The sequence below is a fragment of the Paenibacillus sp. FSL K6-1096 genome (assembly GCF_037977055.1).
In the GTDB taxonomy this organism is placed as follows: Bacteria; Bacillota; Bacilli; order Paenibacillales; family Paenibacillaceae; genus Paenibacillus_AQ.
In genome coordinates this window covers 1,430,983-1,451,824 of sequence record NZ_CP150274.1, presented here as the reverse complement: position 1 = coordinate 1,451,824, position 20,842 = coordinate 1,430,983, and the positions used below count along the sequence as shown (strand labels likewise).

The following is a 20,842-nucleotide window of genomic DNA, read 5'->3' as shown; positions in this document are numbered from 1 at the left end:
CGGGCGGTCCCGGCTGATTGGGTATTACACAATCCGGTGTACTGCTAAGTCTAAGTCTGGTCCGGTGTGCCGCCGCTGCTCTCCCGGATGACCAGCTTCGTGCCGATGATCGAATGGGAGGGTGCTTCGCGGCCTTCAAACCGCTCGGCAAGCAGCTGGACCGCTGCCTTGCCCATCTGCTCGGGGTAAGCGCGGACTGTAGTCAGCGGAGGCTGGACATAAGCCGCCATCTCAATATCGTCGAAGCCGACGATCGCCATGTCCGCAGGCACCTGTATGCCACGGTCATGCAGGGCGCGCAGCGCGCCGACCGCCAGCGGATCACTGGCCGCGAAGCAGGCGGTCGGCCGCTTGGTGCCGGACAGCAGCTCGCCCATCATCCGGTAGCCGTCTGCGCTGGTCCAGCTGCCGGTGCGGACCAGTGCGGGATCATAGCAGCCCTGGCTCTGCATCACCCGCATATAGTGATGCCGGCGGCGTTCGTCTTCATTAGCGCCGCCGATGAAGGCGATGTCGCGGTGGCCCAGCGCCAGCAGATGGCCCAGCGCCTGATCGACCGCCTGGCGGAAATGCGTCCGCACCGTGTCATAGCCGGGGCGCTCCATATACTGATCCACCAGTACCGTGGTGCCCGGGTCCGGGTGCAGCTTCGCCAGCTCCCCCGGATCGAAGCTTCCCCCTACGGCGATGAGGCCGTCCCCGGCCCGGATCGAAGCCTGCGCGTTCCGCCCGCGCAGCGTCTGGCCGAGCACAAGGCCCAGCTCCTCACAGCGCAGCTCCACTCCGCGCCGGATCGAGCCGAAGTACGGATCTTCCCGCTCCTCTTCGGCGGTGCACCAGAGCAGCAGCGTAACAGTCTTGCTGCCCAGCTCGCTCTCCCGCTTCCGCTGCCGCACCCGGGAGGGCTTGTAGCCAAGCTGTCCGGCCACGGCGAACACCCGGCTGCGCGTGTCCTCACTGACCGCCAGGGACGGGTCATTATTAAGCACTCTGGATACCGTTGCTGCGGATACCCCGGCCTCACGGGCAATGTCTTTGATCGTTGCCAAGCTGCTCCCGCCTTTTTAGTTAATAAATTTACTAAATTACTGCTTTAATCCTATCATCCGCCGAAGGTTCTTTCAAGAGGATTTTTTGAGCGCTTACATAAGTGCTGCCCCCAAAATATGCAGACTGACAGGCCGTTATTTGTCAGCATTCCGCAATCCAGCCGGGCTAGGCGGACTCAGATTCCGCTAATGAACCACATTCCCCTCGTTTTCAGCGCTACAAGGCAGCATAAGCGCTTCTGAGTCCGCGAAACCACCAAAAGTCTGTTTGTTCACACAATAGCGTCCCCTGAGTCCGTCAGATGCCAAACAAGCCAAAAAGGAGCTCTAACCAAGGTTAATCGTCACCGGCTGGGTGGAATTCTTGCGCGCACAGCAGGCTTTGCTTGTTTACCCGGCTCTTGCTCCTTCGGCAAAGGTTACCGCAGCCCATAATCGGAGTTTGCACGCAATTAAAAAGAGGCTGCCTATACCGGCAGCCCCAGCCTTGTCCGCTTTTCCCACGTAGCTAACCTCATTTAATCCAATGGTTCGTCTATTCCCCGCCCGCATTCCCCTCAATCTGCTGCATATAATCCCGGGGAGAGAGCCCGGTGACCTTCTTGAACACCTTGCTGAAATAGAAGGCGCTCTCGTAGCCGAGCTTCTGGGAGATTTCGTAGATCCGGCCTTCGCCCCGGACCATCATCTCCTTGGCGGCGGCGATTTTGGTCTCGGTGATATACTCGACATAGTTCACCCCGGCGACCTTGGAGAACAGGTGGCTCAGATAGTTGGGGCTGAAGTTGAACACATCCGCTACCTGGTTCAGCGAGAGCTTGGTGCCGAGATTTCTTTTGATATAGTCCTGGACATTCTTCACCACCTGCTCCTTATAGCTCTGTCTGCGGGTGGCGAGCATTCCGACGCAGCCGTCGCGGAACTGGATGAGCCAGCCGGCAATCTCTTCAATGGTATGCATCTGGTAGATCGCCCGGTAGCCCTCCGGCTCCTGCTCGAAGATCTGCTCCACCATGTTCTCCCCGTCAGCGAGCAGGGAGGTCGCCATATACAGAATGTTGCAGGCGGCATCGGTGGCGGGAACGAGCAGGTCGTCCCGTCCGGCGAAGCTCTCGATCATCCGGGAGATAATGCTGTGCAGGGCGCGGGTATCCATTTCTTCAAAAGCTCTGCGGATCTCCAGCCGCGACTCCGAGAAATCAAACAGCAGCTGCTCCTGCAACGGGGCCTCGCCCTCCGTAAAGAAGACGAAGGAACGCTCCTTCACAGCGGCGGGCAACGCCTTGCGGGCAGCGAGATAGCTCCCCTGCAGCAGAAACGGGTCCTCCACCGCGAAGCCGATCGCTCCAATGATGGTCACATTGAAGTAGTTATGTAGCACGGAAGCCATATCCGCCAGCAGCTTCTGGATGTCTGGCATCCAGAGCTGCGGGTCCGGGCCCGGCACAGGCAGGGCCAGCGCGAAGTTGCGCAGATCCAGACTGGTGACATAACAGGCGCTGCGCGAAGAGAGCGTATCCTTCGCCATCTGCACCGTGCTGGAGCACAGGGCAACGAGCTTGTCTCCGCGCGGGGGGACGGTGTCCGGCCCGAGAATGCGGCAGGTGCAGACCAGATAGGCCGGCGCGGAGAGGTCCACCTCCAGATCCTCCTTTTGCAGCAGATACTGGTTCTTGTTCTCGAACAGGTTATTGAACAGCCGGATGAAGAATTTATCCCGCTGGGCCTGGAGATTGCCGCGATGCACCAGCTTCGGATAGCTCTCCATCGTCTGGTACTCCTCCAGGATGGCAAGGGCCCGGCGGATGGATTCCGCCAGCGCCTCCGGGGTCAGCTCCAGCTTCACCAGGTAATCGGTCGCCTGGATCTCAATCGCTCTGCGCGCATACTGAAATTCCTCGTAGCTGGTCAGCATGATGAACAGCGGAAGCCGCCCGTATTTGCGGCGGACCGAGCCGGCGACCTCCAGGCCGCTTTTGATCGGCATTTTGATATCGCTGATTACAATGTCCGGGCGGAGGGTGTCGATCATCTCTTCCTCTTGTGCGCCGTTATGGGCGATGCCGACAATCTCAATGTTATATTGCTCCCATTTCAGCATGGACTGGAGTCCGATGCAGACCAGGGCTTCATCATCTGCGATTAATAATTTGATCAAGCTCATCACATCCTTGCTCAGTTTGCAGGGCACACGGGGGTTATTCTCTCAGCCGGAAGGGGAGCAGCAGCTTCATTAAGGTATAGCGGCCGGGCTCGCTCTCTATGGACAAGCCGTATTCCCGGCCAAAAGCGAGCTGCACCCGCTCATTCACACTACGCAGCCCGACATTCTCCAGCATTCCTGCGGATGCGTCCTCGGCAGCGGAGAGAATGGTAGCGATCTGCTCCGGCTTCATCCCGACCCCGTTGTCCTCGATCGTGACGAGGAGGTCAGCGAAGCCGCTTCGCGCCACCTTAATGATAATATCGCCCCGGCCCTTGGGCTCGATACCGTGGAAGATCGCATTCTCCACCAGCGGCTGGAGGGTGAGGCGCGGAATAAGCCCGCCGAGCAGCGCTTCCTCTTCAATCTCGGTGACCATGGTAACCGTGCCGCCGTAGCGGTATTTCTGAATCAGGAAATAATCCTCCAGCAGGCTAAGCTCATCCTTCAGCGGCATCAGCCGCCGGTTATCCTTGGCGATGCTGCGCAGCAGCCGGGACAGGGAGGTCGTCATCTCCGCAATGCCGGTGGCGTTCTGGATCGTCGCCATCCATTTGATTGAATTCAGGGTATTGTACAGGAAATGCGGATTAATCTGATTCTGGAGCATCCGGTATTCCAGCTCCTGCTTCTGCTTCTCATCCGCAAGCCGGCTGTCCATCAGGGCCACGATATCCTGGGACAGGCGGTTAATGCCCCGGCCGACATCCCCCAGCTCGCTGTTCCATTCAATATTGCGGTCCAGCAGGAAGTTACCTTGGGCGATCTTGTCCATGCGCTTCTTCAGCTTCTCCACCGGGAGGCTGATCGTACGGGTTAAATACAGTGTAATGATCGCGCTTAAGACAAGCACGAGCAGACAGACGCCGAGCAGGACAAGAATCCAGATATTGCTCCGGGGCGCGAACTGGTCATTCGATAAGGTCTGCGAGAGCATGACACCGCTGCGTACCGGATACGATACCACGATATGGCTTTCTTTATCATCCTGCAATTTCACCATGGACAGCTTGGTATCCGGGCCGACGGGCTTGTCGCTGGTATAGGCAACCGGCTCATATGGTTCTTCAATGGCCTTCACCTGGTCGCCGTTAAGCTGATAATGATGATCGCCGAGTGTAAGCAGCAGCCGGGAGTGCTCCGGCAGAGCGTACCCCTTCAGCTTATCCGTAATGACGGAGGTACTCGCGAGCAGGTAGACGGTGCCCACCCGGGTGGCCCCCCGGCCATAGATCGGGAACACGAAGGGAATACCGTAAGAATTGGAGAGCGGGTCCTTAATGACCCGGTTCCATTGTTCTTCAGCTTCATCCGTAAGACCGGTGACTTGACCGATATTATGGATCGTAAGCGGAACGGAGGTGCCGAAATTCTCCACCTGCAGGAACTTTCCGTTGTTGTCTGTAGCAATCAGGCGGCGTACATAGCTGTAGGAGCGGTTGATCCGCACATCATCCTGCATCGCATTGAACACATTCAGCGCCTGCTTGGGGCTGGCCTCCGCCGAACCGAAATATTCGGTCAGCAGGGTGTTCGTGGACGAGTTGGTGCTGCTGGTCATCGCCAGCGTAGTCAGGTTAATCAGATCCTGTTCAATAATATGGGAGACGAGCTGAAGGTTGAATTCGGTTGCCTGAATCGTTGTTTTGCGCTGATAATACGTAATCAGTTCGTAGCTGAACCAGGACAGCAGCGAGGCAATCAGCAGCGCGAAGGCGGTCATGAGCAGAATAATGCGGCTCTTAATAGTAGATTTCCGTACCGTGTTGAACACTCCTTCATTATAATAAAGCGTTTTCAATTACCATAGCATATTCCTGCGTTTCAATATAGAGTGAAGAGGAGAAGCTGAGAATTTTACAGGTTTCGGATAAGAATTTACAGGTTCGGAACAGGCTGCGCGGAGAAAAGCACAGAATAGTGAATGAACTGTGTTTAATTTTGCATCCCCATCGGGCTTGAAAAGGCTTACACTGTGAACTAAGGCCGGAGCAACAGAAGCCGGCTGCTGAACTATCATCAGAAGATAAAGGGGATAATCGAATGAACTTGAAAAGATTCTACGGCATGACCCTTGCCACTGCGCTCTCCGTGAGCATGCTGGCCGGATGCTCCGGCAATAACAATACGAAAGACGCCGCTGCCACGAACGCACCTGCTTCGGGCAATGCTGCAACCGCTTCCTCCGAACCGAGCCAGGAGCCGGTAACGCTGAAATGGGCGCTCTGGGACTGGGAAGCTACGGCATACTACAAACCGCTGATCGATGCTTACAAGACGGCTCATCCGAATGTAACCATTGAATACGTCGACCTTGGCTCCACCGACTATATGACTATGCTCAGCACCCAGCTCTCGGGCGGGGCGGATCTGGATGTCCTGACGATCAAAGACATTCCGGGCTACTCGAACCTGGTGAAGCAGAACCACCTGGAGCCGCTGAAGACTTACATGGCGGACAAATCGATCGATCCTTCGGTATACGGCGGTACGGTGGAGCAGATTGAAGTGAACGGCGAGGTGTATGCGCTTCCGTTCCGCAGTGATTTCTGGGTGATCTATTACAACAAAGCCCTGTTCGACAAAGCAGGCGTGGATTATCCGACCAATGATATGACCTTTGACCAATATGATGAGCTGGCCCGCAAGATGACCTCCGGCAGCGGCTCGGAAAAGGTATACGGCGCCCACTACCACACCTGGCGCAGCGCGGTTCAATTGTTCGGCATTCTGGACGGCAAGAACACCGTGGTCGGCGGCAACTATGACTTCCTGAAGCCTACCTATGAGCGGATTCTGAAGGAGCAGGACGACGGCATCGTTATGGATTACGCCACGCTGAAGACCTCCAGCACGCATTACTCCGGCGTATTCTACAACAACTCTGTTGCCATGATGAACATGGGCAGCTGGTTCATTGCCACCCAGATCGAGAAGGTGAAGAGCGGAGAATCCCAGTCCACCGAATGGGGCATCGTGAAATATCCTCATCCGGAAGGCGTTGAAGCCGGAACGACGCTGGGAACGATTACTTCCCTGGCCGTGAACCAGAAGTCCAAGCACAAAGAGGCAGCTCTTGATTTCATGAACTTCGTAACCGGTGCGGAAGGCGCTAAGGTGATTGCTTCGACCGGTACGATTCCGGCGATCAAGAACGACGATGTTATCAATTCCATTACCTCCATCGACGGCTTCCCGTCAGACGAGAACAGCAAGGCTGCACTGAATACGGTTCAGACTTATCTGGAAATGCCGATTCATGAGAAGAGTGCGGACATCGAGGTTATTCTGAATGAAGCCCATGACAACATCATGACCAAAAACTCTACGATCGATGAAGGCTTGAAGGATATGAATGACCGGGTCGGCCAGCTTTTGAACAATTAATGTGAACGTGTAAGGATAGTGTACAGAAGGAAGGGCGGGCGAAGGCCCGCCTTCCAGATACAGATATAGGACAGAGAGCCTGAGTAGGGCTCGATGAAATTCCCACTTTGCGGGGATGTTATATAAGGTTTGGAGGAGAACGAATGCAGAACGAAACCATATTGCGTACAAATAAGAGCCCAAAAAGCCGGTTGTCGCGCGGCCTCCGGGATCACCTGGTCGCGTACAGCTTTATTGCGCCGAACTTTATCGGATTTGCCCTGTTCACTCTGGTACCGATGATCTTTGCCTTTATTCTGGCGTTTGTGAAATGGGACGGGGCCAATCCGATGAAGTTCATCGGGCTGGATAACTTCTCCCGGCTGATCTCGGATACCACCTTCCACAAAGCCTTGTGGAACACGATTGTCTACACGATCGGCGTCGTGCCGCTGACCATGATTGTAGCGCTGGCGCTGGCAATTCTGCTCAATCAGAAGATTATGGGCCGTAATTTCATGAGAACGGTCTTCTTTTTCCCCTATGTGGCATCACTGGTCGCGGTTGCGGCGGTATGGAACTTCATCTTCAGCCCGACCATGGGTCCGGTGAACAACATTCTGCATCTGATCACCGGCATTCCGCTGGAGGAGCTGCCCCGCTGGGCGGCGGATAAGCAGTGGGCGATGTTTACGGTAGTGCTTTTCACGGTATGGAAAAATATGGGCTACTACATGGTCATCTATCTGGCCGGCCTCCAGGGGATCAACCCCGAGCTGTATGAAGCGGCTGAGCTGGACGGCGCAGGCCCGTGGAGAAGATTCCGCAACGTAACTGTGCCGCAGCTTGCCCCAACCACCTTCTTTGTCCTGATGATTCTGGTCATCAACTCGTTCAAGGTCTATGACATCTTCATCAACCTGTTCGCCGGTGCGGATAACCAGCTGAGCGATGCTACACGGGTTATGGTCTATCAGATCTACAACACGGCGTTCCGCTCGCTGGATTACGGGTATGCCAGTGCCATGGCGATTGTACTCTTCCTGCTGGTACTCGGCATCACCATCGTCCAGTTCCGCGGCGAGAAGAAATACGGACAATAGGGGGATCTATAAGATATGGTTGGTAAAAGTAAAGGACTTAGAATCAGCTTAATGGTGCTTGTATATGCCCTGTTAGCTCTGACCGTGCTGGCGATGCTGGTACCGTATATCTGGATGCTGTCGTCATCGCTCAAGCTGAACAAGGATGTATTCACCTTCCCGATGCAGTGGATTCCGGCGAATCCGCGCTGGGAGAACTTCCAGGATATCTGGACCCGGATACCGCTTGGGCGCTTCATCTACAATACAGCGAAATTGTCGGTGATCGTCACTATTTTGCAATTGCTGACCTCCAGCTTCGCGGCGTATGCCTTCTCCAAGCTGCATTTCCGCGGCAAAAATACGATCTTCCTCGGGTATATCGCCACGATTGCGATCCCTTGGCAGGCCTACATGGTGCCGCAGTTCATTCTGATGCGCTATATGGGACTGAACAATACCCACCTGTCGATCATTCTGCTGCAAGCCTTCTCGGCCTTCGGCGTGTTCATGATGCGCCAGTTCTATCAGGGCGTACCGGATGAATTATGTGAAGCGGCCCGGATTGACGGACTGAGCGAATACGGAATTTGGGCAAGGATCATGCTTCCGCTGTCCAAGCCTGCGCTCTCCACACTAACCATCTTCACCTTCGTGTCCACCTGGAATGACTTCCTCGGGCCGATGATCTATCTGACCGATACGAAGCTCAAGACCATTCAGATCGGGCTGCGGATGTTCATCTCGCAGTACTCGGCGGAATACGGCCTGATTATGGCGGCTAGTGTTGTGTCTATCATTCCGGTGGTCATAGTCTTCCTGTCGCTTCAGCGGTATTTCGTACAAGGCGTGGCTGCTTCGGGGATTAAGGGGTAGTGGAGTTTTTCTAACTTTTTGAGACTAGAAAGAGGTTCAGCCTGGCAGTTGCAGCTTTTGCAGTCTGCCAGGTATTTTTATAGGTCTGCCCAAGTCACTCATTCTTCTAACGACATGTTGAATGCGCTTACTTCATTGAGAAAGAGGAGGATTAATGAATGAACAGAAAGAACCGTGTTAAGAAAAGGCTTTTCTCCGTGCTTTTATCGGCTGCACTCGTAGCGGGAATGGTTCCAGCATTAGGTGTGCCTGTAGCCTCTGCCAGCGAGACTGATGCTTCTGCGGTGCGGATTCAGCTGGACGGTCAGGACATCAAGGAGGGGAATGTTAACGGGCTGACCTTCAAGGGGTTCGGCGTATTGAGCGGCAACAGTACCAGCGCCCTGCTGATGGACTACAAGTCCGAGCAGCCGGAGGTCTATGCGCAACTGCTGCAGATTCTGTTCGGGGGCGACCGGCCTTTGATCGATCATGTCAAAATCGAGATGGGCAATGACCGCAATAACTCTACCGGTCCAGACCCAGCGACCATGCGCACCGAGGATGAGGAGGCCAATGTATCCCGGCACCCCGGCTTCCAGCTTGCGGCCGATGCCAAGGCTGTCAATCCGGCGGTCAAGGTTAGCTTCCTGCGCTGGAATGCTCCGGCTTGGGCGGACAATAATGACAAGATTTATACCTGGTATAAGAAGACCATTCTGGCCGCTTACCGCGAATACGGCTATATGGTGGATTATGTGAATCCCCATATCAATGAGCACGCGCCGGATCTGGCCTGGACGAAGGAGTATGGCGAGAGAGTCCAATCAGATACGTCAGACTTCAAGGACGAGCAGGAGAAGGAACTGTACCATAGCATTAAGCTGGTCATTTCTGATGAAGTCGGCATCGGCTCCTTCGGCGATGCGCTGGTGAATGACCTGTCCCTGCGCGAAGCGGTAGCCGCTGCCGGGTATCATTACAACACTGACGACGACAGCAAAGGCAATTTCAAGCGGCTGGCAGATGAATTCGACAAGGAGATCTGGAATAGTGAAGCCCAGGCCACCTTCAGTAACTCGGCCTTCCGTCCCCACAATAATATGAAGGACCCTTCAGTGCCCGGGACGGGGATCGGCGGCACCGGCGGTCCGCTGGAGATGGGCAATACCATCATCAAGGGCTTTGTGAATTCGCGCCGGACGCATTTCATCTACCAGCCGGCGATTGGCTCCTTCTATGAAGGCGGGCAATACTCCTTCAAGGAGCTGGTCAGCGCACGCGACCCGTGGTCGGGCTTCATTCATTATGATGCGGGACTGCTTGTCCTGAAGCATTTTAACGGGTTCGCCAAGACCGGCTGGGAGAACGAAGATAATACGGCAGGCATCTGGCGGGCCGTTCCCCAGGCGAGCTACACCGGAGCCACCGGGACGAACCCGGTCAGCGGGCGCAACGGGACTCCGAGCTATATGACTCTGGCTTCACCTGATAAGCAAGATTTCTCGACGGTCATCATTAATGACAGCGAGACTGAGAAGATATACAAGCTTCAGGCCGTCAACATGGCTTACACCGGCAATCCGTCTCTGGAGATGTGGGAGACGCGTGCGGCGGAGCCAGGTCAGGCTTTTAACAGCAATTATATGAAGGATCTTGGGGATGTTGAGGCAGACGGCAGCGGGGTGTATACCATCCGTGTGAAGCCGTTCTCCATTGTCACGGTCACCACGCTGGACAACCGCAATAAGGAAGGGTTCAGCACACCGCTTCCGGTGGAGGGCGAACGCACCGTGCTGGATACCGATGCCACAGGGTCCGTACAGAATACAGAAGACCAGTGGCTATATGCGGATGACTTCAACTATGGCGACAAGAGCGTTCCCGTGATCGGAGAGGGCGGACAGATTACCGGCGAAGAGAGCTATGTCAGCTCGCGCGGCGGCCCGTATAGTGTCATACCGCGTTATACACATGATCTCAACGGAGCATTCGAGGGCTATTTGGTGGATGGCACGGACAACTATGTGCTGCGGCAGCAGCTGGACCAGACGACCACCGGAGTGGGCGGGGCCTGGAACGGCGGCGACCCGGTCACAGCTATCGGGGATTACCGCTGGACCAATTATAAGGCCAGTGCAGATGTGTCTTTTGAACAAAATAGCACGTATGGTGGGAATAATTACGCTGCGATTGGAGCCAGATATCAGGGCGGGCCGCAGACGATTAACGGCACCCCTTATGCGCTCAAGTTCTGGTTCGATGGCGGTTGGCAATTGCTGTCCAGCGGGACCGTTGTGGCCAGCGGCAACGCAGCTACCGGCTCCGGCGGTGTGAAGATTGCTGATTTCAACACGGCACATGACGCGTGGCATAACATTGCCATTCAGGTGGCTGGGGACACGGTCACTGCCTATCTGGATCAGGTTGAGCTTGCCTCCTATACCGATCCGAATCCGAAGCTCTCCGGGCGCGTGCAGCTCGCCAGCGGCTTCTATCACACCCGCTTCGATAATCTGAAGGTGGAGAAGGTAGACGGGTATACGCCTTATTATGCTGAGCAATTGGATAATCTGGAGATGACGGATCTGGCAGAAGTCCCAGGGACGAAGCTGGTCTATGAAGGTGACTGGGCCCATGAGAATGGAAAAGGCATGTATGTCTATCAGCGTTCCCTCTCTACCAGCCAAGGAGCCGGTGCGGTGCTGAAGTATACTTTTACCGGCACGGGCCTTGATATTCTGGGACCGAACGACGGCTCCGCGAAGCTGGAGGCTGTGGTGGACGGCGAGACTCTGGTAGTCTCGGGTGCTGCTAATGCGGCGAAGGAGCTGTACCAGACCTTCACGCTACGCGGACTGAAGCACGGTGAACATACGGTGCAGCTCAAAGTGCTGAGCGGGACCCTCGCTGTGGATTCCGTTGCGGTTATCGGCGGGGAAGGAGCAGGAAGCCCGGATACCACCGGGCTTAGTCAGGCGGTGAGTGCTGCGCTTGCGGTCAGCAGGGAAGACGGCTACCCGGAGAAGGACTGGGAGATGTTCATGAATGCGCTGGATAACGCCCAGGCAGCGCTGAATGATCCGGCTTCCTACCGGCTGGACCAGGAAGGGGCAGCACAGCTTGTAGAACGTCTGTCCTCCGCTCTTAATCTGCTGCTGCTCGGAGATGTGAGAGAGCTTGCGTCCATTCCCGATAGGGCCACCTATGCCGGGAAGCTGCCGGAGCTGCCAGCCAAGGTAGAAGCCACGCTCGCAGACGGCAAGACCACACAGGTGGCGGTGAAGTGGAATCTTGATGCGGTCCGCTTCGACACGCCATATGAACGGGTAGCGGTCACCGGCACCTATGGAAGCTTGAAGACCATTGCTTATGTGGAAGTGGTTCCTGAAGGGCTGGTATACTTCCTGGACATGGGTGTTGCCGGGGATGGCGCAACCCCGCCGTATACAGCCATCCGGGAGCTTGCAGGTGACAGCCTGCTGAATCACAAGGCAGACCAATTGTCCACAGGAGATACGGTATGGGGACATACGAATACGGGCGCTACCTATAGTGTCAAAGGACTTGGCGGTGCTGTAGTCACCACCGATAAAGCCCAGACCGGAGTGTACGGCTCGAATACGCGGAATACGCCGCTGGTCTACAACCTGCCTCTGAGTGCTGGCAAATACACGGTTACTTCGTATCATCTGGACTGGTGGAATAACGGGAACCGGACGATGGATATTACTCTCAGCTATCCAGACGCTGATGGAGAGATCATGACCGAGACGGTGAAGACAGGGCTTATTGCCGGTGCAGGCGGAGCTGTCGTTCAACACGACTTCACGCTGCCGGTCAGCGGTACGGTGAAATATTCGATAAACAATACGTTCAGCCAGGCTTCGCTGATCAGCTATCTGGCTGTAGAGAAGGACTTGGTCAGCGCGGCCAATGAACAGGCTGTACTTGATGCGAAGAGTATCATTGAAGGAGCGGCTTACAGCGTTAAGATGGCCCAAGCGAATGATGAAGAAGCTGTCCGGGTCTGGCTGCAGCAGACCATTAGCGGGCTGCCGGGTTTCAGCGATACCGGGGTTACCTTGGGCGACATTAGCTTGTCTGCCTTCCAGGCAGCCGCTGAGGAGACAGAGGGCAGCTTCACTTTCTCGGTAACGCTGAGCAAGGGTGAAGCAAGAGCAGACAGCTCGGCCAGCGGAACGATCACGCTGCCGGAGCCGGATACAGTTCCGCCGGTGATTAACCTGATTGGCGATGCCGAAGTGACTCTAGCATTGGGTGCGGAATACACCGATGCGGGCGCTACTGCTTATGACGATCAGGACGGGGATATCACAGACCGCATAGTGACCACCGTGACCAGTGATGTCTATAACCTGGCGGAGCTGGATACGGCACAGGCAGGAGAATATATCTTCCATTATAATGTCAGTGATACAGCGGGGAACGCAGCCGCAGAAGTAACAAGAAAGGTGACAGTGAGTGAAGAGGAGCAGCCGCCGGTGGAGCAGCCAACTCCGACGCCAACACCATCGCCGGAACCGGAACCGTCAACCACACCTGCTCCAACGGATGAACCGGTATGGATACCGGCACCGGCTGTAACACCAACACCTAAACCGGCTGCAACGCCGTCCCCGTCACCCCAGACGGAGAAGGTGCTTCAACAGGATGATTTCAAGGCTGCGGTGGGTGGAATAGTAACTGTTCAGCTTACGGAAGCTACTGAATCCGTGCTGCTTCCGGCAGGCGTCACAAGCATGACAGGCGCAAACACCTTACGTCTTGCCTGGAATTCAGTTGCTGTTGATCTTAGCCCTGACGCCCTGAAGAGCATCCTGGATACCGTTGCCGGTGGTGGAGGTCAAACGGAGGGAGCGGCCATCAGACTGTCGGCGGTGAAGTCAGACGCTGATAGCCTCCAGCAGCGGATCAATGATCCGGCGGTCAACGGGTCTGTCCGGCTAACAGCGGCAAGCGGGGTCATCAGCTTCAGCCTGGAGGTTGTTGCTGCGGACGGAAGCACCGTACCGGTGACGGCTTTTGCCAAGCCGCTGACTCTGACCTTCGCAGTAGACTCTAAGGCGAACCGCGAGCTGCTTGGCGTCTACCATATCGCTGCCAGCGGAGCGGTGGAATATGTGGGCGGTAAGCTGGCGGAAGGTAATAGTAAAATTGCAGCTGATGTCCGGCATTTCAGCCAGTACGCTGTGCTGGAGTATGATAAGAGCTTCACCGATGTCAGCAGCGGCCACTGGGCAAGCTCAGTCATTAAGTCCATGGCTGCGAAGCATATCATCGAAGGAATGCCGGGTGACCGCTTCGATCCGCAGGGAGAGGTCACCAGAGCGCAATTCGCCGCGATGATTACCCGTGCGCTTGGCCTTAAGACGGCAAGCCCAGCCGCATCGTCCTTCACTGATGTGGATGCCACGGCCTGGTATGCTGAAGCGGTTGCCGCTGTGAATGAAGCAGGCATTGTGCTTGGACGCAGCAAGGACGCCTTCGCTCCGAATGAGCTCATTACCCGCGAGGAGATGGCGGTCATGATCGTCCGTGCGTATGATCACTTGAAGGGAAGCAAGAGTAGCAGTGACTCAGCTGCCAGTTCGTTCAGCGATCATACCCTGATTCGTGATTGGGCGAAGAACGCAGCCGTTACTGCCGAACAGGCGGGCCTGATCAAGGGGCGCGGCAATCAGCAATTCGCACCGCAAGCCACCATGACCCGTGCCGAGAGTGCGCAGGTGCTTGCTAATCTGCTGGAGCATATGTAACTTCAGAAGCGGTTCTCCGATATCCGGAGAACCGCTTCTCTGCGTATATTCAAGATTTTGTTACTAGGATTGATTGCTATAACCAATAACAATATTCTTGACAGTGAAGAGATCCATGAAGTTTGTGCCTAGAAATATACCAGGCAGAGCTGTTGCCGTTGCCAGATCAATCGGAGTAATCGAGGTTACATCTCCTACATAGGCCGTGGTATCACCGGCAAACGCTAAATCACCGACATAATCAAGCTCAACTAAATGGGAGGAGCCTTCTTTTAAGTCAATGATTTGCACGCCACCCCTTGGAGAATCAGTAGGTTGAACGGTAATGCCAATGTAGGCTTGCGTCCGTGAAAGACAAATTTTATCCTGCCCTTTGTAGCTGGGGAAATCCGCAAAACTCTTATAGGTGACGATTCCATTCTTATTAATGGCCAGATTATTAATGACTTTCAGATAGTTTTTGTCTTTACGCATAGAGCAGAATAATATTTGTTTATCCGTGTAGACCCCGGATACCGTATTGTCCAGCAGACTTGACGTACTAGAGCCCCCAATTGAATCATTGTCAAAATAGGTAAGCATACCATCAGGTCCAAACGTGACTTGGGTATGCCCATCGGGATGAACGGTCAGAGGATTGCGGCTCCCGTCAAAAGTAAGCTCAATTCCATCTCCATACGGAGAAACGGTGTCGTCGTCTATGGAAATGGCAGCAACATTACCTTTATTCGTATCATTTGATCTGCATGCAACAAAGACATAATTGCTGTTTGGATGACCCGCGAAGGCAAAAGGGTAGCCACTTCCGCTAGGCAAATCCACTTGTTTAATAACCTTATCCGTGACGGAGTCAATAATTGTAACGGTCCTGTCATCAGAATGAGCTACATAGACTTTGTTCACGTTAGCAGCAGCGAAGATAGCAACAGGAGTGCTGTTGGCAGAGGGACCGCCAATGTGAACGGTTTTGATTGTTTTAAAGCCATACGCATCAATGACAGTGATAAAATTCTGATCGATATTCACTACGTAAAGCTTATCCTCCTGGTAATTCAAGCACATAGGCCCGGGCTTTGTGCCCACCTGAATTCGTTGGATGAGCTCATTTTGTCTAGAATCAACGACAGCAACATAGCCCATATTATAGCTGGCATCATAACTCACAAACACGTACGGATTACCTGATGATAAGTTCCTGCTGCGGATTGCCATATTCGTATTCACAAATGCCCCCCCTTTCATGTCATCTAACTCATGGACTCTGTGCATTACAAGGACTGATTGATATAACCGGAAATAATGTTTGCGACGCCGGCTTTCATGTCGATAGGGGGTAGAGCCGTTCCATTTGTCACATCAATTGGTCGAACCGAGCTCTCCTCTCCCACATAGGCCTTGGTGTCACCGTAAAATGCGAGATCACCGACAAAAGGCAATTCAACTAACTTGTTCATTCCATTCTCTTCCGCTATGTTAATGATTTGCACACCGCTCTTATAGTCGCCAAAAGGTCGAATGGTAACACCAACGTAGGTTTGATTACGTGACAGACGAATTTTATCCTGCCATCGATAACTGGGGATTTTCTTAAAATCTCCATAGCTGATGCTTCCATCCTTATGAATGGACAGGTTGTCAATTAATGCCAGATAGTCTAATTCGTCGCGCATGGTGCAGACTAGCTTTTTATTGTCCATGTAGATCCCGGATACTGTTTGTTCCAACGCCATTGGAACTCTGCTGTTCCCAATTTCATAGCCGTCAAAATAGGTGAGCAATCCGTAGAATCCAAACGTGGCTAATGTGTGCCCATCTGGGTGAACAGTGAAGGGGTTGTGGAACCCGTCAAAGGATATATCCATCCCAACTCCAACCGGATAAGCGAAATCTTGGTCAATGTTGATAGCGAAAAGTCTATCCTGTGGCGAACCATCCATACTAAGGCATGCAAGATAGACATAATTACTATTCTTATTGCCTGTAAAGGCGAAACTGTAGTTTTTTTGTAATGGTAATGGCACTGCTTCTGTAACCTCATCTTTGAGGGAGTCAATAATAGTTACATACGTCCTATATTTAGTATCTGCTTTGGATACATAGATTTTATTGCCTTTAGCAGAAGCAAAGATAGTATTAGGAAGGACCTGTGTAGACGAATTGCCAATTTTAATGGTTTTTATATCGATAAGGTTGACAGTGTCAATTACGGTGACTGAGTCACTTTCGGTATTAAGCACATAAAGTTTTTTTTCTGAAGGGTCCATGCACATAGGACCAGGTTTTTTGCCTACCGGAATCCATTTGATGACCTTATCGGGTACAGGATCAATGACAGCGACATAGCCATAGCCATTAGCTTGACAGCTAACAAAGACATAACGATTACCTGATGATAAATTCCTTCTGCGGTGTTCCATATTCGTATTCATGAATGAAAACCCCTTTCATTTGTTTCTAGCTCATGGACTCGCCAGGCTCATCGGACAGACAAGCGGATGGGCAGGCGCGCCGGTTTATGTCCAGATGCCGCATCAGATTGTCTGCTGTATGTTATGTCTGAATGCTCCGGCCCGAATAGTCCTAATATCCAGTAAGGCCACAAAAAGGGCAGAGGTTACCATAACCGCTTCCGCCGTAAATTAGGAGGATTGATAGCTATAACCGGAAATAATATTCTTGACAGTGATGAGATCCATAAGGTTCATGCCAATCAGTATCGAAGGCAGGGCTGTCGCTGTTGCCACATCAATCGGACGAATCGAATTCACTTCTCCTACATAGGCCATGGTATCACCGGCAAACGCTAAATCACCTACATAGGAGAGCGGAACAAATCGTGAGTTAGCAGCGTTTACATCGTAGAGTTGCAGACCACCGGTCGGAGAAGTGGTGGGCTGTATGGTGATGCCAATATAACGTTGATTACGTGAAGCACGGATTCGATCCTGGCCTTTGTAACTGGGGATTTCTGTGAATTGATCATAGGTAATGTTTCCTTGATAGTTAGTGGTCAGGTTGTTAAATTGTTTAAGATAAGCTCTATCTTCTTTGGAGGTGCAAAATAACAATCCGTTGTCCAGATAGACTGCGGATACCGTATTGTCCAGCAGACTTGTAGTTTTGGACGGACCAATTGCATTGATTCCAAGATTAGTCAACATTCCAGTCGGTCCAAGTGTTAATTGTGCCATTCCGCTTGGGTGAATGGTCAAGGGGTTGTGGGTACCGTCAAATTCAAGCTCAATTTCATCCCCAACTGAATAAGCGTTGTTACTGTCAATGAGCATGGCGACAACATTACCTTTATCATTATCTTTAGACTTGCAGGCAACAAAGACATAGTAGGCAAACTCATTAGCCGCAAAGGCAAAAGGGTAGCCACTTCCGGCTGGGACCATATTCACTTGTGTAATAACCTCATCCGTGACAGAGTCAATAATTGTAACGGCTTTGTCACCAGAATGGGCTACATATACATTGTCTACACTAGATGCAGCGAAGATAGCAACAGGAGCGCTATTGTTGGACGAAGTACCAATGTGAAGGGTTTTACTAACTTTAAAGGTATACGCATTAATGATAGTGACTGTATCCTGGCCGATATTCACTACGTAAAGCTTATCCTCCTGGTAATTCAAGCACATAGGCCCGGGTTTAGCCCCCACCTGAATCCTTTGGATGACCTTATTTTGTACAGGATCAACGACAGCAACAAAGCCAAAGTTGGTATATTCATAACTCACAAACACGTAAGGATTAGGACCTGATGCTCGATTTCTTCTGCGCTTTGCCATATTCGTATGCACGAATGAAAACCCCTCTCATATGCTTCTGGCTCTTGGACTCGCCGGGCCCGGTGGACAGACAACCGGAAGGGCGGTGCGCCGGCTTAGGTTCGGATGCCGCATCAGGTTAAAAAGAGCTGTCCCCAAGTCCATTTTCGACTTGAAGGAAGAGACAGCTCAATTTTTATACTAAATATGCATTACAAGGATTGATTGCTATAACCGGAGATTATATTCTTGACGGTGATGCTGTCAGTGGAGTTTGTGCCAATCGGAATAGCAGGCAGGGGTTTTGCGGTCGCTACATCAATCGGGCGAACTGAGGTCTGTTGTCCAACATAGGCCATTGTGTCGGAGAAGAATGCGAAGTCACCGACATAAGGAAGTCGGACATATCTTGAGTTGCCAGTCTCTACATCAATAATTTGCAAAGCCGCTATAGGAGTTGTAGTAGGCTGAATAGTAACGCCAATATATCGCTGAGTACGGGACGTCAGAATTTTATCCTGGCCTTTGGAACTGGGGATTTCTGTGAATTGATCGTAGGTAATGTTTCCCTGCTTGTCAATGGACAGATTCTTAAATTGTTTCAGATAGGCTTTATCTTCGTGGGAGGTACAAAATAACAATCCGTTGTCCAGGTAAATTCCAGATACCGTATTGTCCAGCAGACTTGATGTTTTGGATAAGCCAAAATTATCGATTCCAGTATAGGTTAACATGCCAGTCGGTCCAAGTGTGACTTGCGTCTTTCCGTCGGGGTGAACCGTCAAGGGGTTGTGTGACCTGTCAAAAGCAAGCTCAATTCCGTCTGCAAACTGATGAACGGTATCGTCATCAACGGAAATGGCGGCAACAATACCTTGTTCAGAATCAGCAGACTTGCATGCAATACTGACATAGTTACTATCCGCACGACCCGCAAAGGCGATAGGGTACCCGCTTCCGTGTAGCCACAATTCTACTTGCTTAACCGTATTCGTGAGGGTGTCAATAACTAAGATGGCCATTTGTCCTTGAATGGGTACATAGACTTTGTCCGCACTAGAGGCAGCAAAGGGATAAACAGGACGGGGGGCCGGGCCCGGATTGTCAATAAGAACGGTGTTAAGAACTTCAAAGGTATATGCATCAATGATACTCATCATGCTGACCGTTTCCTCTAAAAAACTCAATACGTAAAGCCTATCCTCCTGGTAATTCATGCACATAGGCCCCGCTTTGGGTCCCACCAAAATCCGTTTGATGATCTTATTTTGTGCAGGATCAATGACAGCCACCTGTCCGGTGTAATTGTCAACTTCATAACTCACAAACACGTAAGGATTAGGACCTGATGCTCGATTTCTTCTGCGGTTTGCTATACTCGTATTCACGAATAAAAACCCCTTTCATGTGCTTCTGGCTCATGGACTCGCCGGCCCGGCAGTGATACTTGAACATATTTAGAGGATTGATTGCTATAACCGGAAATAATGTTCTTAACGATGACACGATCCGTGAGGGAATTGCCAATCAGTATAGGAGGCAGGGCTGTGGCTGTTGCCACATCAATTGGACGAATCGAAGCCGGTTCTCCTACATAAGCCGTACTGTCACTGGCAAACGCTAAATCACCGACATGGGAGAGCGGAACAAACTTTGAACTAGAAGTGTTTACATCGTAGAGTTGCAGATACCCTTTCGGTGAAGTGGTGGGCTGTATGGTGACGCCAATATAATTTTGACTACGTGAAGCACGGATTTTATCTTGGCCTTTGAAGCTGGAAGGTTCTGTGAATTGTTCATAGGTAATTGTTCCCTTCCCGTCAATGAACAGGTTGGTGAATTTTTTCAGATAAGCTTTATCTTCTTGCGATGTACAAAATAACATTTTGTTGTCCAGGTAGATTCCGGATACCGTATTGTCCAGCAGACTTGTAGCTTTGGACGGATTAATTGTATAAAAAGAAAAAGGAGTCAACATGCCAGTCGGTCCAAATGTGACCAGTTCCTGTACGCCTGGGTAAACGGTTAAGGGGTTGTGGGTCCCGTCAAAGTTAAGCGGAATATCATCCCCAACTGGAAAAACGGTGTCATAGGTAGCAGTAATAGCGATAACATTACCTTTATCATTATCTTTAGACTTGCAGGCAATAAAGACTAAGAGGCTATTTTTTTTACCGGCAAAGGCGAACGGGTAGCCACTTCCGTCAGGCAATTTCACTTGCTTACTAACCGTATTCGTGAAGGTGTCAATAATTGTAATAACCTTGTCATCAGAATGGGCTACATAGACTTTGTTCACGCCAGTAGCAGCGAAGATAGCAACAGGAGCGCTGGTACCGGTGGACGAAGTTCCAATGTAAAGGTTTTTGATAATTTTAAAGGTATACGCATCTATAATAGTGACCGTATCCTGGAGGTACTCAATACATAAAGCTTATCCTCCTGTTCATTCAGGCACATAGGACCAGGATAGTTGCCCACTGGAATCCGTTGGATGATCTCATTTTTTACAGGATCAATGACAGCGACAAAGCCAAAACCGGTATATTCATAACTCACAAAGACATAAGGATTAATACCTGATGATAAATTACTGCTCTTTACGGGCGCATGGTTTGGATTCATGAATGAAATCCCCTTTCTTGTGTTTGAATCTTGTAGACTCGCCGGGCCCGGCGGACAGACAAGCGGATGGTAAGACACGCCGGTTTATGTCCGGAAAGCCGTATCAGTT

13 protein-coding genes are annotated in these 20,842 nt (G+C 52.1%); 4 read left to right on the top strand and 9 right to left on the bottom strand.

The genetic code is table 11. From position 1 onward, the window contains the following. Window positions 1-50: 50 nt before the first annotated feature. The 3 genes from MHI24_RS06560 to MHI24_RS06550 all read right to left on the bottom strand — a co-directional run bounded on the left by MHI24_RS06560 (window position 51) and on the right by MHI24_RS06550 (window position 5,053). Complete coding sequence (locus MHI24_RS06560) at window positions 51-1,049, bottom strand: substrate-binding domain-containing protein (RefSeq protein ID WP_340024772.1); 999 nt, start codon at window positions 1,047-1,049, stop codon at window positions 51-53. 535 nt (window positions 1,050-1,584) lie between these two features. Continuing rightward, the gene (locus tag MHI24_RS06555; RefSeq protein WP_340024771.1) at window positions 1,585-3,207 is read right to left on the bottom strand and encodes a helix-turn-helix domain-containing protein; all 1,623 of its coding nucleotides are present in this window, start codon (window positions 3,205-3,207) and stop codon (window positions 1,585-1,587) included. Between the two features lie 40 nt (window positions 3,208-3,247). After that, on the bottom strand, window positions 3,248-5,053 hold the full coding sequence (locus MHI24_RS06550; protein ID WP_340024770.1) for a sensor histidine kinase: 1,806 nt from the start codon (window positions 5,051-5,053) through the stop codon (window positions 3,248-3,250). A gap of 242 nt (window positions 5,054-5,295) precedes the next feature. Here MHI24_RS06550 and MHI24_RS06545 point away from each other — a divergent pair, with 242 nt between their 5' ends. The 4 genes from MHI24_RS06545 to MHI24_RS06530 all read left to right on the top strand — a co-directional run bounded on the left by MHI24_RS06545 (window position 5,296) and on the right by MHI24_RS06530 (window position 14,335). Continuing rightward, entirely contained in the window at window positions 5,296-6,639 is a 1,344-nt protein-coding gene (locus MHI24_RS06545; protein ID WP_340024769.1) for a sugar ABC transporter substrate-binding protein, read from the top strand. A gap of 143 nt (window positions 6,640-6,782) precedes the next feature. Then, window positions 6,783-7,721: a sugar ABC transporter permease gene (locus tag MHI24_RS06540; protein WP_340024768.1), complete on the top strand. Its 939-nt coding sequence runs from the start codon at window positions 6,783-6,785 to the stop codon at window positions 7,719-7,721. Between the two features lie 15 nt (window positions 7,722-7,736). After that, window positions 7,737-8,576 carry a carbohydrate ABC transporter permease gene (locus MHI24_RS06535; RefSeq protein WP_340024767.1) on the top strand — a complete coding sequence of 280 codons (840 nt, stop codon included), beginning with the start codon at window positions 7,737-7,739 and terminating at the stop codon, window positions 8,574-8,576. A gap of 158 nt (window positions 8,577-8,734) precedes the next feature. After that, entirely contained in the window at window positions 8,735-14,335 is a 5,601-nt protein-coding gene (locus tag MHI24_RS06530; protein ID WP_340024766.1) for an S-layer homology domain-containing protein, read from the top strand. 63 nt (window positions 14,336-14,398) lie between these two features. Here the strand turns inward: MHI24_RS06530 and MHI24_RS06525 are convergent, their stop codons facing one another. The 6 genes from MHI24_RS06525 to MHI24_RS06500 all read right to left on the bottom strand — a co-directional run bounded on the left by MHI24_RS06525 (window position 14,399) and on the right by MHI24_RS06500 (window position 20,733). Further along, complete coding sequence (locus MHI24_RS06525) at window positions 14,399-15,559, bottom strand: hypothetical protein (protein ID WP_340024765.1); 1,161 nt, start codon at window positions 15,557-15,559, stop codon at window positions 14,399-14,401. 44 nt (window positions 15,560-15,603) lie between these two features. Continuing rightward, a complete protein-coding gene (locus tag MHI24_RS06520) occupies window positions 15,604-16,764 on the bottom strand; it encodes a YncE family protein (protein ID WP_340024764.1) in 1,161 nt (386 codons plus the stop codon). A 210-nt stretch (window positions 16,765-16,974) separates the two neighbouring features. Continuing rightward, window positions 16,975-18,141 carry a hypothetical protein gene (locus MHI24_RS06515; protein WP_340024763.1) on the bottom strand — a complete coding sequence of 389 codons (1,167 nt, stop codon included), beginning with the start codon at window positions 18,139-18,141 and terminating at the stop codon, window positions 16,975-16,977. A gap of 179 nt (window positions 18,142-18,320) precedes the next feature. Then, on the bottom strand, window positions 18,321-19,496 hold the full coding sequence (locus MHI24_RS06510) for a hypothetical protein (RefSeq protein WP_340024762.1): 1,176 nt from the start codon (window positions 19,494-19,496) through the stop codon (window positions 18,321-18,323). Beyond that, the gene (locus MHI24_RS06505; RefSeq protein WP_340024761.1) at window positions 19,493-20,407 is read right to left on the bottom strand and encodes a hypothetical protein; all 915 of its coding nucleotides are present in this window, start codon (window positions 20,405-20,407) and stop codon (window positions 19,493-19,495) included. The genes MHI24_RS06510 and MHI24_RS06505 overlap by 4 nt, the downstream gene beginning before the upstream one ends. Before the next feature lie 92 nt (window positions 20,408-20,499). Then, window positions 20,500-20,733, bottom strand: coding sequence for a hypothetical protein (locus MHI24_RS06500; protein WP_340024760.1), 234 nt, complete (start codon window positions 20,731-20,733; stop codon window positions 20,500-20,502). Window positions 20,734-20,842: the final 109 nt, after the last annotated feature.

Excerpts from the sequence above, each read along its gene's own strand:
- MHI24_RS06535 (WP_340024767.1), top strand. The coding sequence starts at position 7,737 with ATGGTTGGTAAAAGTAAAGGACTTAGAATCAGCTTAATGGTGCTTGTA.
- MHI24_RS06540 (WP_340024768.1), top strand. The coding sequence starts at position 6,783 with ATGCAGAACGAAACCATATTGCGTACAAATAAGAGCCCAAAAAGCCGG.
- MHI24_RS06500 (WP_340024760.1), bottom strand. The coding sequence starts at position 20,733 with ATGAATCCAAACCATGCGCCCGTAAAGAGCAGTAATTTATCATCAGGT.
- MHI24_RS06530 (WP_340024766.1), top strand. The coding sequence starts at position 8,735 with ATGAACAGAAAGAACCGTGTTAAGAAAAGGCTTTTCTCCGTGCTTTTA.
- MHI24_RS06545 (WP_340024769.1), top strand. The coding sequence starts at position 5,296 with ATGAACTTGAAAAGATTCTACGGCATGACCCTTGCCACTGCGCTCTCC.
- MHI24_RS06520 (WP_340024764.1), bottom strand. The coding sequence starts at position 16,764 with ATGAATACGAATATGGAACACCGCAGAAGGAATTTATCATCAGGTAAT.